This window comes from Sphingomonas kyeonggiensis, assembly GCF_014204495.1.
GTDB lineage: Bacteria > Pseudomonadota > Alphaproteobacteria > Sphingomonadales > Sphingomonadaceae > Sphingomonas > Sphingomonas kyeonggiensis_A.
Map to the genome: position 1 here is coordinate 173,780 of NZ_JACHLN010000005.1, position 14,273 is coordinate 188,052.

At 67.1% G+C, this 14,273-nt stretch carries 15 protein-coding genes and 1 tRNA gene; 7 read left to right on the forward strand and 9 right to left on the reverse strand.

The genetic code is table 11. From position 1 onward, the window contains the following. Nucleotide 1: 1 nt before the first annotated feature. Together HNP52_RS22525 and HNP52_RS22530 are read right to left on the reverse strand one after the other, a co-directional pair. Complete coding sequence (locus HNP52_RS22525; protein WP_184171190.1) at nt 2-1,621, reverse strand: NAD(P)/FAD-dependent oxidoreductase; 1,620 nt, start codon at nt 1,619-1,621, stop codon at nt 2-4. Between the two features lie 69 nt (nt 1,622-1,690). Continuing rightward, nucleotides 1,691-2,752 (reverse strand): S9 family peptidase, encoded by a 1,062-nt coding sequence (locus HNP52_RS22530; RefSeq protein WP_184171193.1) that lies wholly within the window; start codon nt 2,750-2,752, stop codon nt 1,691-1,693. A gap of 349 nt (nt 2,753-3,101) precedes the next feature. Here HNP52_RS22530 and HNP52_RS22535 point away from each other — a divergent pair, with 349 nt between their 5' ends. The 3 genes from HNP52_RS22535 to HNP52_RS22545 all read left to right on the forward strand — a co-directional run bounded on the left by HNP52_RS22535 (nt 3,102) and on the right by HNP52_RS22545 (nt 6,758). Beyond that, nucleotides 3,102-3,344, forward strand: coding sequence for an acyl carrier protein (locus tag HNP52_RS22535; protein ID WP_116842527.1), 243 nt, complete (start codon nt 3,102-3,104; stop codon nt 3,342-3,344). Nucleotides 3,345-3,421: 77 nt separating this feature from the next. Next, nucleotides 3,422-4,612, forward strand: a complete 1,191-nt coding sequence (gene spt, locus HNP52_RS22540; RefSeq protein WP_221416635.1) for a serine palmitoyltransferase — start codon at nt 3,422-3,424, stop codon at nt 4,610-4,612. Nucleotides 4,613-4,793: 181 nt separating this feature from the next. Continuing rightward, nucleotides 4,794-6,758, forward strand: a complete 1,965-nt coding sequence (locus tag HNP52_RS22545; protein ID WP_184171199.1) for an ATP-binding protein — start codon at nt 4,794-4,796, stop codon at nt 6,756-6,758. Nucleotides 6,759-6,921: 163 nt separating this feature from the next. On the opposite strand, the gene HNP52_RS22550 is transcribed toward HNP52_RS22545, so the two are convergent. From HNP52_RS22550 to hspQ, 6 genes are all read right to left on the reverse strand, one after another. Next, nucleotides 6,922-7,269, reverse strand: coding sequence for a hypothetical protein (locus HNP52_RS22550; RefSeq protein WP_184171202.1), 348 nt, complete (start codon nt 7,267-7,269; stop codon nt 6,922-6,924). 5 nt (nt 7,270-7,274) lie between these two features. Further along, nucleotides 7,275-7,889 (reverse strand): TetR/AcrR family transcriptional regulator, encoded by a 615-nt coding sequence (locus HNP52_RS22555; RefSeq protein ID WP_184171206.1) that lies wholly within the window; start codon nt 7,887-7,889, stop codon nt 7,275-7,277. A gap of 280 nt (nt 7,890-8,169) precedes the next feature. Continuing rightward, on the reverse strand, nt 8,170-8,730 hold the full coding sequence (locus tag HNP52_RS22560) for a GNAT family N-acetyltransferase (protein ID WP_184171209.1): 561 nt from the start codon (nt 8,728-8,730) through the stop codon (nt 8,170-8,172). A gap of 174 nt (nt 8,731-8,904) precedes the next feature. Beyond that, nucleotides 8,905-9,174, reverse strand: coding sequence for a 50S ribosomal protein L27 (rpmA, locus tag HNP52_RS22565; protein ID WP_180144722.1), 270 nt, complete (start codon nt 9,172-9,174; stop codon nt 8,905-8,907). Between the two features lie 24 nt (nt 9,175-9,198). Then, nucleotides 9,199-9,576 carry a 50S ribosomal protein L21 gene (rplU, locus tag HNP52_RS22570; RefSeq protein ID WP_184000535.1) on the reverse strand — a complete coding sequence of 126 codons (378 nt, stop codon included), beginning with the start codon at nt 9,574-9,576 and terminating at the stop codon, nt 9,199-9,201. 130 nt (nt 9,577-9,706) lie between these two features. Further along, complete coding sequence (hspQ, locus tag HNP52_RS22575; RefSeq protein WP_184171213.1) at nt 9,707-10,039, reverse strand: heat shock protein HspQ; 333 nt, start codon at nt 10,037-10,039, stop codon at nt 9,707-9,709. Between the two features lie 173 nt (nt 10,040-10,212). Between hspQ and HNP52_RS22580 the strand changes: the two genes are divergently transcribed. Both HNP52_RS22580 and HNP52_RS23340 read left to right on the forward strand, forming a co-directional pair. Continuing rightward, nucleotides 10,213-10,302: transfer RNA gene (locus HNP52_RS22580), tRNA-Ser, on the forward strand. A gap of 110 nt (nt 10,303-10,412) precedes the next feature. Further along, nucleotides 10,413-11,573: a diguanylate cyclase gene (locus tag HNP52_RS23340; RefSeq protein WP_184171216.1), complete on the forward strand. Its 1,161-nt coding sequence runs from the start codon at nt 10,413-10,415 to the stop codon at nt 11,571-11,573. Between the two features lie 28 nt (nt 11,574-11,601). Here the strand turns inward: HNP52_RS23340 and HNP52_RS22590 are convergent, their stop codons facing one another. Further along, nucleotides 11,602-12,483 carry a metallophosphoesterase gene (locus HNP52_RS22590; RefSeq protein ID WP_184171219.1) on the reverse strand — a complete coding sequence of 294 codons (882 nt, stop codon included), beginning with the start codon at nt 12,481-12,483 and terminating at the stop codon, nt 11,602-11,604. 193 nt (nt 12,484-12,676) lie between these two features. Between HNP52_RS22590 and HNP52_RS22595 the strand changes: the two genes are divergently transcribed. Both HNP52_RS22595 and HNP52_RS22600 read left to right on the forward strand, forming a co-directional pair. Continuing rightward, nucleotides 12,677-13,213, forward strand: coding sequence for an RNA polymerase sigma factor (locus HNP52_RS22595; RefSeq protein WP_184171222.1), 537 nt, complete (start codon nt 12,677-12,679; stop codon nt 13,211-13,213). Beyond that, the gene (locus HNP52_RS22600; RefSeq protein WP_184171225.1) at nt 13,210-14,163 is read left to right on the forward strand and encodes a FecR domain-containing protein; all 954 of its coding nucleotides are present in this window, start codon (nt 13,210-13,212) and stop codon (nt 14,161-14,163) included. Before HNP52_RS22595 ends, HNP52_RS22600 begins: the two co-directional genes overlap by 4 nt. Nucleotides 14,164-14,273 lie beyond the last annotated feature (110 nt).

Below are 14,273 nucleotides of genomic sequence, written 5' to 3' on the forward strand. Positions count from 1 at the left end.
GTTAACCCACCAAACTCCGCGCCACCGCCTCGGCCGTCTTGATCCCGTCGATCGCGGCGGACAGGATCCCCCCCGCATAGCCGGCCCCTTCGCCCGCCGGGAACAGTTGCGCCACGTTCAGGCTCTGGTGGTCCTTGCCCCGCGTGATCCTTACCGGCGAGGAGGTCCGCGTCTCCACCCCGGTCATGATCGCATCATGATGGTCGTAGTTCGCGATCTGCCGCCCGAACACCGGCAGCGCCTCGCGGAACGCCTCGATCACGAAGCCCGGCAGGCACTCGGACAGGTCGGTCATCTTCACCCCCGGCTTGTACGAGGGGATGACTTCGCCGAGCGCGGTCGAAGCGCGGCCGGCAATCAGATCGCCGACCAGCTGCCCCGGCGCATGATAGTTGGAGCCGCCGGCGATGAAGGCCATGTCCTCCCAGTGCCGCTGCAGCTCGATGCCCGCGAGCGGCCCGCCCGGATAGTCCTTGGCAGGATCGATCGCGACGACCAGGCCCGAGTTCGCGTTGAACTCGGCCCGCGAATACTGGCTCATCCCGTTGGTGACGACACGGCCTTCCTCCGAAGTCGCCGCCACCACGCGCCCGCCCGGGCACATGCAGAAGCTGTAGACGCTGCGCCCGTTCGAGGCGTGATGGACCAGGCTGTACGCCGCCGCGCCCAGGTCCGGATGCCCGGCGCACTGGCCGAAGCGCGCCCGGTCGATCCAGCTCTGCGGATGCTCGATGCGTACCCCAATGGCGAAGGGCTTGGCCTCGATATGCACGCCGCGCCGGTGGAGCATCTCGAAGGTCGGCCGGGCGCTGTGGCCCACCGCGAGCACGACATGGTCTGCCTCCAGGAAGCTGCCGTCCTGCAGATGCAGCCCGCGCATCTTCTGGTTGCCGTCGGGGGTGCGCTCCAGCTCGATATCGTCGACCCGGGTCTCCCAGCGATATTCGCCGCCCAGCGCCTCGATCGTGCGGCGCATGCTCTCGACCATGGTGACGAGCCGGAAGGTACCGATATGCGGATGCGCTTCCCACAGGATATCGTCGGGCGCGCCTGCCTTGACGAACTCCTCCAGCACCTTGCGGCCGAGGAAGCGCGGGTCCTTCACCCGGCAATAGAGCTTGCCGTCGGAGAAGGTGCCGGCGCCGCCCTCGCCGAACTGGACGTTCGAATCCGGGTTGAGCTCGCCCCGGCGCCACAGGCCCCAGGTATCCTTGGTCCGCTGGCGCACGACCTTGCCGCGATCGAGGATGATCGGGCGGAAGCCCATCTGCGCCAGGATCAGCCCGGCGAACAGCCCGCACGGCCCCGCGCCGATGACGACCGGTCGCAGCCCGTTCCAGCCGCTCGGGGCCATCACCGGGAAATTATAGGCCATGTCCGGGGTAGGGCGCAGGTCCTTGTCGTCCGGGAAGCGCGCCAGCACTACGGCCTCGTCGGCCAGCTCCACGTCCACCGTATAGACCAGCTGGATCGCGTTGCGCCGGCGCGCGTCATTGCCGCGGCGATAGACTGCGTGGCTTTTCAGCTCGGCGGGCGCGATGCCCAGCCGTTTGACGATCGCCTCGGGCAGGGCCTCGGGCGAATGGTCGAGCGGCAGATAGAGTCCGGAAAGGCGAAGCATCGCGAGCCTCTAGCGGCTTATCGTCCGCGCCTCAAACCCCCGCCGCCGCCGGCGACGGGGGCGGGCGGTTCAGAGCCGCGTCTTCAGCCAGGCATAGGCCTGATCGCGAACGCCGGGCGGGAAGTCGTGATTGCCGCCAGCCTCGTCGAAATGGATCGCCTCCAGCGATGTGCCCGATCCCTTTGCGCGGGCATGGGCGACCATGTCCTCGGTCTCGGCGACATGGCGCAGGCTCGCCTCGCGCCACTCGCCCTTGGTGCCCCATTCCCAGCGCCCGCGGGTGAGCAATATGTTGCGCGGCGCGATCATCGCCAGGTAATCGGCCGAGCGGCCCAGCGTCGCCAGTCCGGGCAGCGCGATCGCGGCCGAGCGGCGTTTGATCGCGTCCTCGCGGTAGAAATTGATCAGCTCGAAGAAGCCGCAGGACGAGATGCCGGCCTGGGCGCGCCTGTCGCAGGCCATCCAGTAGGTCATCGCCATGCCGCCCGCCGAATGGCCGATCCCGCCGATCCGCTTCGGATCGACATAGGGCAGGCTGGCGAGCAGGTCGGTGGCGACCATCGCGTCGAATACGTCCTTGCCGATCGAGTTGCGCCCGCGCAGCAGCAGCTGGCCGACGCGGTGGTCGTAGAGCTTGCTGTCGCGCGCATTGTCGGCCGGGCCGGCGGGATCGACGCCGCGGCGGCGCTCGGCGTGGTAGAAGCGGTCCGGGCAGAGCACGACATGGCCGCGGCGGAACAGGTCGAGCCCGTAGAACAGGTTGGCGTCCCCGGCGAGGCCGGCGGGCTCGGCCTTGCCGATATGATATTGCGGCCCGTCCTGGTGGAATGCGAGGATCGCCGGTAGCTTCTCCCCGGCCGTGTGCGCCGGCACCAGCAGGTATGCGCGCACCCGGTCCTCCGGCTCGCCGAGCGGCGGATAGGCGGCTTCCGCGAGATATTCGATCTTGAGCCGCTGCCCGCCCTCGATATCGACGGTCTCGAACACGGTGAAGGCCGGCTTCGGGCGGGGCGGCATCGGGCCGAACAGGCCGAGCAGGGCGGCATCGCGTGCCTTCGGCGCCGGCGCGGCAGCCTGGGCCGAAGGCGCCACCACGGCAGGCGCAAGCACAGCGGCGACCCCCGCGGTCATGGCAGAACGGCGCGAAAGCGTGTGATCCCTCATGAAATCCCCCTCATGGCTACATTTGTAGCGTGATCACCTGTGTTGGTGATTTAGTCAAGTGCTACGCCGCGCCTTCCAAAGCGCCGCGGCCAGTCCGGGAGTGCAGGCTTGCGATGCAGGATTTCGCCTGGTTCCGTCCTCCACATGCAGCGCGCGCGGGATCATCGACAGATCGCAGGCCGGGCGACCAGGGGAGCGGAAAACCGGCCCCCCGCAGCATATGCTTCGTAAACTTCCGCGCCGCGGGCGCCCTCCCATCGGCCCGTTTCCGCCGCAATCGCTTGGCAGTGCATCGCGATACCACTAGAGGGACCCCATGACCGACCGCGCTTCCGTCTTCGAGACCGTCACCGCCCAGATCGAGCCCTTCAACAAGAAGGGCGTCGCGCTGACCGACAGCACCACCTTCGCCGGCGACCTGGAGTGGGACAGCCTCACCGTGATGGACTTCGTCGCGGCGATCGAGGACGAGTTCGACATCATCATCACGATGAACATGCAGGCCGAGATCGAGAATATCGGCCAGCTGGTCGACGCCGTGCAGAAGCTCAAGGGCTGAGCCACGTGACCGACAGCCTGAACACCGCCGACGCGCTCCCCGCCAACCCGGCCGCCGTCGCGCCCGAAACCGACCTGATGTCGAAGTTCGACGCGCTGATCAACGAGCGCGAGCGGCTGCTCGCCAGCGGCGTCACCGATCCGTACGCGGTGGTGATGGAGCAGGTGAAGTCGCCCACCGAGGCGGTGATCAAGGGCAAGGACACGATCCTGCTCGGCACCTATAATTACATGGGCATGACGTTCGATCCGGACGTGATCCAGGCCGGCAAGGACGCGCTCGACAAGTTCGGCTCGGGCACCAATGGCAGCCGCATGCTCAACGGCACCTTCCGCGACCATATGGACGTGGAACAGGCGCTGCGCGAATTCTACGGCGTCTCGGGCGCGATCGTCTTCTCGACCGGCTACATGGCCAATCTCGGGATGATCTCCACGCTCGTCGGCAAGGGCGAGTATGTCATCCTCGACGCCGACAGCCACGCCTCGATCTATGACGGCTGCAAGCAGGGCAATGCCGAGATCGTCCGCTTCCGCCACAACAGCGTCGAGGATCTCGACAAGCGCCTCGGCCGCCTGCCCAAGGAAGCCGGCAAGCTGGTCGTGCTCGAGGGCGTCTATTCGATGCTCGGCGACATCGCCCCGCTGAAGGAAATGGTCGAGGTCGCCAAGAAGCACGGCGCGATGGTGCTCTCGGACGAGGCCCATTCGATGGGGTTCTTCGGCCCGAACGGCCGCGGCGTCTATGAGGACCAGGGCCTGGAAGGCCAGGTCGACTTCGTCGTCGGCACCTTCTCCAAGTCGGTCGGCACCGTCGGCGGCTTCTGCGTGTCGAACCACCCGAAGTTCGAGGCGATCCGCCTCGCCTGCCGCCCGTACATCTTCACCGCCTCGCTGCCGCCGAGCGTGGTCGCCACCGCGGCGACTTCGATCCGCAAGCTGATGCACGCGCACAACAAGCGCGCGCATCTGTGGGAGAATGCCCGCACGCTGCACGCCGGCCTCAAGGAAATGGGCTTCAAGCTCGGCACCGAGAACCCCGATTCGGCGATCATCGCGGTGATCCTTGAGGACCAGGTCCAGGGCGCGATGATGTGGCAGGCGCTGCTCGAGGGCGGCCTCTATGTGAACCTCGCCCGCCCGCCGGCGACCCCGGCCGGCACCTTCCTGCTGCGCTGCTCGCTCTGCGCCGAGCACACCGCCGAGCAGATCCAGCGCGTGCTGGGCATGTTCAAGGCGGCGGGCCAGGCCGTGGGCGTCATCGCCTGATATCGGGCATCCCTGGTTCCCCGGCGAAAGCCGGGGCCCGGGGTTTCTCTGCCGGGCCGCCTGTGGCCCTGGGCTCCGGCTTTTGCCGGGGAATAGCCAGGCCAAAGCGGGCACCGCGAGCAACGATCCGTACCAAGGACGCTTTCCTACGCCGTCAGGGTCGATTAAAACCGAGCCCGTAATGAGTGAGAGTAACACCGCTCTGGAGCGTGCCGTCCGGGCGACGAACTGGCGGATGGCATTGCTCGGCGCGCTGGCGCTGCTCGGGATCGTCGTGCTTGCCGCCGTGGCGGTGATCCAGGCACGTACCGATGCCGAGCGCGATCGGGCGATCGCGCGCCAGCAGCATACGTTCGAAGTCATCATGCGGGTCAGCCAGCTGTCGGGCGCGATCCTGGGGGCGGAGGCGGCGCTCGGCCGCTATGTCGTCAGCGCCGACAAGAATCTCGGCCAGCAATATAGCGCGCAATGGGGCCGCGCCTCGGAACAGCTCAACCGGCTCCGCCAGCTGCTCGCCGACAATCCCGCCCAGCAGGCCCGCATCGTCCGGCTCAAGCAGGCGTTCGATGCCCGCGGCAAGGAGCTGGATACCACCGCGCTCTACTCCTCCTACAAGCGGCACAGCGATGCCTGGGGCAGCTATTACCAGGTCCGTGCCAGCCCGGCGCGCAGCCAGCTCGAATCGGTGCTCACCGAGATGGTCGATGCCGAGCGGGTGACGCTGCGCCAGCGCAGCCAGGCCGCTGCCGATCTCGTCGCCAATTCGGGTTTCGCGTCCCGCCTGCTCACCGGCTTCGGCATATTGATCGTGCTCGGCGCGGTGCTGCTCGGCTGGATGGCGATCGAGGCGCAGGGCGAGCGCGCTGTCGCCGATGCCAATGCCGATGCCGAGCGCGAACGGGCGGAGGAACTGCAGGAAGCGGTAGCCGAGGCGACCGAGCAGCTCCGTGCCGAGGCCAGCGAGCGCGAAGCCGCGCAGGACCAGCTCCGCCAGGCGCAGAAGATGGAGGCGGTCGGCCAGCTCACTGGTGGAATCGCGCATGATTTCAACAATATGCTGGCGGTCGTGCTGGGCGGATTGGAACTGGCCAAGCGTCATCTCCACAATCGCGGCCCCGATGCGCAGAAGCATATCGAGAATGCGATGGAAGGCGCCAACCGCGCCGCCGCGCTCACCCGCCGCCTGCTCGCCTTCTCGCGCGCCGAGCCCCTGCTGCCCGAAGCGGTGGAGGCCGGCACGCTGATCGAGGGCATGGCCGACCTGCTCGATCGCACGCTGGGCGACGGGATCGCGGTCACCACCGCCGATGCCGGCAGGCACTGGCGCATCTGGGTCGATCGCCACCAGCTCGAGAACGCGCTGCTCAATCTCGCGGTCAACGCCCGCGATGCGATGGAGGGGCAGGGTACCCTCAGCATCAATACCGGCGGCATCCGCCTGGCCGATCACCAGGTCGGCGAATGCCTGGCCGGCGATTATGTCTCGATCGAAGTGGGCGACACCGGCCAGGGCATGACGCCCGAGGTGCTCGCGCGCGTGTTCGAGCCCTTCTTCACCACCAAGCCGGTCGGCAAGGGCACGGGCCTCGGGCTCAGCCAGATCTTCGGCTTCGTCCGCCAGTCCGGCGGCGAGATCGGCATCGATACCGCGCCGGGCAGGGGCACCCGCGTGACGCTCTATCTGCCGCGCCATATCGGCGAGGGCGAAGCGGCCGAGGCTTCCGCTGAATCGGGGGACGCGCCCGCGCATATCGGCCGCCCGCTCGAGATACTGGTGGTCGAGGACGATCCGCGCGTGCTGGCGGCGACGCTCGGCGCGCTCAAGGAGCTCGGCCACAGCGCCACCGGCTGCGATGATCCGCAGGCGGCGCCGGGCGCGCTCGCGCTGGTGCCCGGGCTCGATCTGATCGTGTCCGACGTGCTGATGCCCGGCCAGACCGGCCCGGAGATGATCGCCGCGCTCGGCGATCGGATCGAAGGGGTCGCGGTGCTGTTCGTCACCGGCTTCGCGGGCGAGGCCGATGCCGGCATCTTCAAGGGCCGCACCGTGCTGCGCAAGCCCTTCACCATCGCCGGGCTCGAAGCGGCGGTGAACGAAGCCATGGCCCATGAATCGCGCCGCGCGGGCAGGGCGGCGGCGGAGTAGGGGCTCGTCTGGCTCCTTATTCCCCTCCCTGGAAGGGAGGGGCTAGGGGTGGGTGGAGGCATGGCGATACTGTTGTGCAGGTCCCCACGGCGCCGTATCGCTGACAAGGACCCACCCCCAACCCCTCCCTTTCAGGGAGGGGAGGGAAAGAATGTATCCCGCGCTATTCGCCCTTCGCGGCCACCGGCTTGTAGCTCACCACGCACCAGTCCGGCGCGCAATTGGCCGCGGCCTCGATGATCGCGGCATAGCGTTCCACCACCGCGCAATCGGTGCCGGCGGCCTGGAGGAGGATCGGCCGGCGCGGCGTCTCGCGCGCGGCGCCGCTGGCGAAGTCCTCCAGCGAAGTGTCGCTGGCGCGCAGGACGCCCCACAGCGCCTCGCCGCCATTGTCGCGCACCTCATGGGCATTGGCGCTCTTCTTCGGCAGCTTCGTGCCCCATTGCGCCGACAGGTTGCAGCCCTTGTCCGGCACGGTCAGCGACAACAACGCGATCGAAAACAGGATCATGGCGGTTACTCCTCGCCGGGATGGCTATGCCCGTGATGCTCCCCCATCGTCCGCGAAAGCTGCGCGGCGGCGATCTCGCGGGCCTTGTCGCGCGGCAGGCCGAGCGCCCGGGCCATTGGTGCGCCGAGCAGCGCGTCGCCCACGGCCATCAGCACCAGCTGCAGCGTCTCCTCATGCAGCGAATGCGTCTTGTCGTCATGCCCCTCGGCCAGCTCGTCGACCAGCCGGTGGATCGCCTCCAGGATCGGGTCGAGCGCATCCTGGTTGCCGGTCAGGATCATCCAGCTCGCCAGCGCGCCGGCTCCGCCCTTGTCGAACGCGTCGAAGGTCATGTTGACCACTTCGCGGTCGTCATGGTCCGCCCCGGCACGCGCGCGCATCACCGCGGCGCCGATCTTGCCGGTCACGCTATCGGCGATATTGGCGGCCAGCGCCTTTTGCAGCCCCGATGCCGAGCCGAAATGGTGGAGCAGATTGGCGTGCGTCCGCCCGATCTTCGCCGCCACCGCCTTCAGCGTCACTGCGCCGGGTCCGGCCTCGAGCAGGAGTTCGCGCGCGGCCTCGAGTGCGGCGTCGCGGGATTCTTCGGGTGAAAGGCGTTTGCGTGGTGCGACGGTCATGTTCAGCGGTAAGCCCCCAAAGACACCGCTTACGGCATGATTTCCAAGGGGGAAAGCCGGTAGATCATACAATTCGGCCCGCAAGCTGCTCCCGCGAAAGGGACTCACCGCGGGCCCGACATGGAAGATTTGCGCCGCTATCGGCTCATTCGGTTCCCCGGCGAAGGCCGGGGCCCAGTTTCGGCGCAGTTGGTTGGGGTGGTCAAACCTCTCGAACACCATGGCAACTGGACCCCGGCCTTCGCCGGGGAACAGCTGGATCAATGATGTTGTGACGGCCTCACGCTGCCATTCGGTGGTCCTCGTCCCCGCCGCCGCTGCAATCGCCCTCGCACAGGTCGATCTCGTAGCGGGTGGTGGGGGCTTCGCAGCCGCGGCCCCGCGAATAGATCGAGACGAGCTGGCCGGTCGGGCGGAAGCCCAGCTTGCGCAGCACCTTGCCCGATGCGGGGTTGTCGATGAAATGGCCGGCGGTCACCCGGCGGATGCCGCGTGCCCGCGCTGCCTGCAGCACCGCGCGCCCGGCCTCGGTCGCGATGCCGCGGCCCCAGGCGTCCGGCGTGTACCAATAGCCGAATTCGTTGGGCTCGTCCTTCCACACGCTCAGGCCGGTGCCGCCGATCAGGCGCGTGGCGCCGTCCCGGTGCTCGAACACCAGGAACTTGGGATCGACGGGATCGCCGAAGCTCGAGAGGAAGGTCTCGGCCGCTTCCATGGGGTAGGGCCAGGGCGCGCGCGACAGGTTGCGCACGACATTCTCATGGCCGATCGCCTGCATCAGGGCAGGGGCGTCCTCGGGCCAGCCGGGGCGCAATGTCAGTCTCTGCGTTCGCACGAACATGACCGTCTCCTTGGTCCTGCGACGCCCCACGCCACGTTTGTGTGACGAGCTTGTTGCGCCGTGGTGTCAGGGAGGAAATAAAAAAGGGAGCCGGGGCGACCCGTCTCCCTTTTCAGCTGGTTCGTTCGTCGAACCCGGGTCACCCTGGTGGGCAACCCGGTCGGTCACCCGATGTTATTCGGCAGCTTCCGCAATCATGTCTACCGAGCAGAACTTGCGGCCAAGCTTGCCTTCCTTGAACGACACGCGGCCGTCGACGAGCGCGAAAAGGGTATGGTCCTTGCCCATGCCCACGTTCACGCCCGGATAAATCTTGGTGCCGCGCTGACGCACGATGATGTTGCCGGCGACGACTGCTTCGCTGCCGAACTTCTTCACGCCAAGACGACGACCGGCCGAATCACGACCGTTACGCGAAGAACCGCCTGCCTTCTTATGTGCCATGGTCTATACTCCTCGTATCTTCGCTTACGCTTCCGCGGCCGGGGCTTCAGCCTCGGCGGGAGCGGCGGCCTTCTTCGCCTTCGGCGCGGCCTTCTTGGCTTCCTGGGCACCGATCGCGGTGATCTTCAGGATGGTGTGGTTCTGGCGGTGGCCGTTCTTGCGACGATAGTTGTGGCGACGGCGCTTCTTGAAGACGATAACCTTCTCGCCCTTCGCCTGCGCAATGATCTCGGCCGAAACGGTCAGACCGTCGGTCGACTTCAGCTCACCACCTTCGCCGGCGAGCAGAACGTCGCCGAGCGTGACCGTCGAACCGGCCTCGCCGTCGAGCTTCTCGACAACGATCTTGTCTCCTGCGGCAACGCGATACTGCTTGCCGCCCGTGCGCACGATAGCGAACATCGGGTCTCTTCTCTGGTTCAAATGCTTGTGCCCGCCAAGGTTGCACCCCGGCAGGAGGAAGGGCGCAGCTAAGGGAGAGAGTCGCGGAAGTCAACCGGTAACTGCCAGAAACGGCAGTCGGTGGCCGCGGTTAATGGCGATGCGTGCGCTTCAGCGTGTAGCGGCCGCCCGTATAGCCGTCGAAAAGCCCGTTGATCGCGGGGTGGTCGACCGGTTCCTCGCTGTCGTCGGCCACCAGGTTCTGCTGGCTGACATAGGCGACGTAGCTCGATTCGTCGTTCTCGGCGAGCAGGTGGTAGAAGGGCTGGTCCTTGCGGGGGCGCACGTCCTCGGGAATCGCCTCGTACCATTCCTCGCTGTTGGCGAAGACGGGGTCGACGTCGAAGATCACGCCGCGGAACTCGAACTGGCGGTGGCGCACCACGTCGCCGATGGCGAAGCGCGCGGTCGCGACGGCGGGCATCGGAACTCCGGGCTCAAGGGGGGAAGGGGAGGCGCCGGGGGCTTGAGTCATGGACTTAATCTAATATCTCTTCGTTTAGGTACAAGGATGCGCTTGCAGTATCCGAAACGCTGCGCTAGGGGCCGCCCCTCACAGCGACCGACGCGGAGTTTTCCGCGCAGTAATCGCCTCGCGGAGAGGTGGCAGAGTGGTCGAATGCGCCGCACTCGAAATGCGGTTTACGGGTAACCGTAACGAGGGTTCGAATCCCTCCCTCTCCGCCACCTACCCCCAGTTTTTTCCGGAATTCCGCCCGCGAATCGCCCCATGGGGCAACCCGGCGTTTACCGCTTGCCCCTAGATTCCCGGCTCCCCCTCGCCATCCGGGCCGCTCGTGACAAACTTCGCCTTCTTCCTGCCGGTCATGTTCAGCACCTTTGCGCTGCTGTTCCTCGCGATTTCGCGCCTCGGCCCCGCCGCCGCTCCTTTCTGGGCAGCGGGTTTCGGCTGTGCGGCGCTGGGATTCTGGGCTCCGGCGATCGACCAGCTATTGCCGTCCCCGGCCTGGTCGCTCCTCGCCGATGCCCTCTTCGCCTGTGCATTCCTCGCCTATAGCGAAGCGCTCCTGGTGCGATGGTGCGCCCGCTGGCTCCTGCATGTGCGCCTGTTCATCACGGTTGGGGCGGTTCTGGGCTGTGCCGTTGCCATATTGCTGCAGCTGCCATTGCTGGAGCTCGCGGTTTCGGACGCGGCCTCCTTCGTCCTGATTGCGCTGCCGCTCGTGGCGGCGCTCCCGCATCTTCGCAATCGACTGGATCAGGCGCTCGCCCTGGCCGCGCTGCTCGTTGCGTTCGACGGCCTCAGCCGTCTCGCCACCTTGCTGGTCACGCGAGGCTCCGGTGCCTTTCTCGACAGCGTCTATTTCTTCCTGATGCAGGCGTTCGCGAGTGTCTTCGGGCTATTCCTGGGCCTCGCCGCGCTTGCCGGCTGCATGTCCGAGCTCATCGCCCGCTATCGCCGCGAAGCCGAACTCGATCCGCTCACCCAATCGCTCAACCGGCGCGGCTTCGATCGGGCGAGCGTCGGGGCCCATGATCGCAAGGGCGCGGTGATCAGTTGCGACATCGACCGGTTCAAGGCGGTCAACGACCGTTTCGGACATCAAAGCGGCGACCAGGTGATCAGCGCATTCGCCCGCGTCATCATGGCGCATGTGCCCGAGGACGCGCGGGTCGCCAGGTTCGGCGGAGAAGAGTTCGTCATCTATCTCCCGGGCGCGGACCTGGCGAAGGCGATCGGCTGTGCGGAGACGATCCGCCAGGCGTTTGCCGCCACCGGTGCCGAGGCCGCGAGGATCGACCACGTCCTGACCGCAAGCTTCGGCGCTTCGGCGATCCTGGCGGATGACGGGAGCATTTATGATGCCCTGAACCGCGCGGATCGCGCACTGTACGATGCCAAGAACAACGGGCGGAACCAGGTCTGCGCAGCAAGTTTCCTCCGCCCGATCGCCGCTCGTCCGGTCGGCGACGGCCTGGCGCGCGGGATCGGCTGAGGAATAGCGGTCGCCCTTCGGCGCAGCGTCAATCCGGGCGGATCTTCAGCGTCATGTCCTGCTGCCGCCCGGTACCGTGCAGCTCCACGTGATCCTTGAAGAAATCGAGCCGGGCATAGCTGGTCTCGGGGGTGTCGAGCATCGCCTTCATGTTCACATAGTGAATGCCGGCACGCTCGCCGTAGTTGCCGTCGTGATTGTGCCCGTCGAGCCAGACCTTGGCCGAGGGATGCCGCTCCAGCAGCGCGATCACCGCGGGCGCGTTCCACAGATTATGCTTGTTCTCGGGGTAGACCGGGAAATGGCTGAAGATCATCACCTTCAGATGCCGCTTGTCGGCACGGCCGAGTTCGGCGTCGATCCAGGCCATCTGCTCGCCGCCGATCGCGCCGTCCCATAGCGGCTTGTCGGCATAGAATGCCGCGTGCGCGGCCATGCTGCGCTTGTGCTCGGGGCTCCCGGCCGGCCAGGCATAGCTGCTCAGATCGTTGCCGTCGGTGACGAGGAACAGCCAGCCCTGGCGCTCGAAGCTGTAATAGCGCTTCTTCATGCCCAGCTTGGCCGGCACCTGCAGCTTGTACGCGTCGTCGACCGAGAACTCGTGGTTGCCCAGCACATAATGGACCGGGTGGCGCAACTTGGCGGCCACCGGCAGCAGCGCGTCATAGCTCGCCCAGTCCTTGTCGATGAAGTCGCCGAGATGGACGACGAAGGCGAGTTTCTGGCGGTTGAAGTCCTCCACCGCAGCGGCAAGCTTGCCCGGCGCGGTGTGGTACAGGCGCTGGCCGCTGTCGGGCGCGTCGGCATATTGCGCGTCGGCGATGGCGCCGATGCTGAACGCCGGCTTCTCTTCGCGCGGTGCAGGGCCTGCGCCAATCGCCGCCAGCGCCAGCAGGATCGTCCACCGCATCACATTTTCCTTTCGTCCGATTCGCAGGGGCTTAGGCGCGACAGGTTGCAGTTTTAAGCAGCCGGGCCCGGGTGGTTGTCATGCGAGCTTCACGGAGCGTGCCTAGCGCTGAAGCGATGAGCGGGGCGATTCTCAGGCAGGGGAGAAGCGGCATGACAGCGCCGGCGCGGTCTTGCTTCAAGGGTGTGGCGCAGTGAACGAGTTCACTGCCATCGCCGCGCGCCGCCACGCCGCGGCCGAGGATGCCGCGTTGCGCGCCGCGCTCCACCGTTTCGTCCAGGGCCGCCTGCGCGACCGGGACGAGGGCGAGGACATCGTCCAGGAAACCTATGTCCGCCTCTATGACTATCGCCGCACAAAGGGTGTCGCCGATGTCGGCGCCTTCTGCTTCGCAGTGGCGCGCAACCTGGTGTTCGATCATTTCCGTCGCCGCCAGGCGATGCCTGCCAGCACCGAGCTCGCAGAGGATATTGTCTGCCCGCTGCCTCGCGCGGAGGAAGTGCTCGACTATCGCCAGCGCGTCGACATTCTCGTCGCGGCATTGAAGGTGATGCCGACGCTCCGCCGCGAAGTGTTCCTCCGCCGCCGGCTCGACGGGATCGCCTGCGCGACGATCGCCCAGGATCTCGACATGAGCCTGGCCGCGGTCGAGAAGCATTGCACCCGCGCCGTCGCCGACCTGCGCGCCGCGCTCGAGCGCCGCGGCCTGCCGGCGGGAGCTGCCCGGTGAGTCGCCGCGCCGCCCTGAAAGATGCCGCCCGCTGGGCGATGCGCGAGGATGACGCGGTCCTGCGCGAGGCGCCGCCGGCTGCTGCGCCCGATATCCAGGCCATGCTTGACGACCCCGCGCTTGCCGATGCGATGGGCCAGGTACCCCGCCTGTCGGACGGCGACATCCTGGCGATGCGCGCCAACCGGCGCCGTGCGCTGGGGGCGGGCGGGGCGCTTGCGCTGGTTGCGGCGATCGGTGTCGGCGGCTGGCAGGCGGGCTGGTACCGTCCGGCCGCCCCCTTGCCGCTCCACTATGAGACCGCGCGGGGCCAGCAGCTCGATATCGAGCTGGCCGATGGCTCGAAACTTCATCTGAACGGCGAGACCAGCCTCGACGTCACGCTGGGCGACAAGGCGCGCAGTGTCGCAATGCAGCGGGGCGAGGCCTATTTCGACATCGCCCACCGGCCCGACCAGCCCTTTACCGTGCTGGCGGACGGCTCGGCGACGCGCGTGCTCGGCACGGCCTTCGACATCGATATCGCGAGCGGCGGCGGCGTGCGCATCGCCGTCTATCGCGGCAAGGTCCGCTTCGGCGGTGCGGGGGCGGGCAAGGACGGTGCGGTGATCGTCGAGGCCGGCTGGCGCACCCGTTTCGCCGATGGCAAGGCGCGAGCGCCGACCCGCTTTGACGCGACGCAGCAGGACTGGCGTCAGGGCTGGCTCGATGTCGACAACATGAAGCTGGGCGAACTGGTCGATGCGCTCAACCGGCGAGGTGGTCCGCTGATCGCGCCGCCGCCGGGAGCATTGGCGTCGGTCGCGGTCGCCGGTCGCTTCCGCGTCGATAATCCGCATCAGCTGCTCGACGCGATGGGCGCGGCCTATGGCTTCGACGTGGTCCGCAAGGGCGAGGAACTGCACCTCGTTCCCACCGCCGGAAGTGACACAAAAACGTCAGATCAATGACGCTGCACTGCAACAAAATTCTTTTGTCCGGAAGCTGATCCACCCCCGTCTTCCCCCCGAGGCGCGCATCGTGCCCGAGCGGAGGAACACATGGATCGTATCAGGGGAAT

Excerpts from the sequence above, each read along its gene's own strand:
- HNP52_RS22525 (WP_184171190.1), bottom strand. The coding sequence starts at position 1,621 with ATGCTTCGCCTTTCCGGACTCTATCTGCCGCTCGACCATTCGCCCGAG.
- HNP52_RS22530 (WP_184171193.1), bottom strand. The coding sequence starts at position 2,752 with ATGACCGCGGGGGTCGCCGCTGTGCTTGCGCCTGCCGTGGTGGCGCCT.
- HNP52_RS22535 (WP_116842527.1), top strand. The coding sequence starts at position 3,102 with ATGACCGACCGCGCTTCCGTCTTCGAGACCGTCACCGCCCAGATCGAG.
- spt (WP_221416635.1), top strand. The coding sequence starts at position 3,422 with ATGTCGAAGTTCGACGCGCTGATCAACGAGCGCGAGCGGCTGCTCGCC.
- HNP52_RS22545 (WP_184171199.1), top strand. The coding sequence starts at position 4,794 with ATGAGTGAGAGTAACACCGCTCTGGAGCGTGCCGTCCGGGCGACGAAC.
- HNP52_RS22550 (WP_184171202.1), bottom strand. The coding sequence starts at position 7,269 with ATGATCCTGTTTTCGATCGCGTTGTTGTCGCTGACCGTGCCGGACAAG.
- HNP52_RS22555 (WP_184171206.1), bottom strand. The coding sequence starts at position 7,889 with ATGACCGTCGCACCACGCAAACGCCTTTCACCCGAAGAATCCCGCGAC.
- HNP52_RS22560 (WP_184171209.1), bottom strand. The coding sequence starts at position 8,730 with ATGTTCGTGCGAACGCAGAGACTGACATTGCGCCCCGGCTGGCCCGAG.
- rpmA (WP_180144722.1), bottom strand. The coding sequence starts at position 9,174 with ATGGCACATAAGAAGGCAGGCGGTTCTTCGCGTAACGGTCGTGATTCG.
- rplU (WP_184000535.1), bottom strand. The coding sequence starts at position 9,576 with ATGTTCGCTATCGTGCGCACGGGCGGCAAGCAGTATCGCGTTGCCGCA.
- hspQ (WP_184171213.1), bottom strand. The coding sequence starts at position 10,039 with ATGCCCGCCGTCGCGACCGCGCGCTTCGCCATCGGCGACGTGGTGCGC.
- HNP52_RS22590 (WP_184171219.1), bottom strand. The coding sequence starts at position 12,483 with ATGCGGTGGACGATCCTGCTGGCGCTGGCGGCGATTGGCGCAGGCCCT.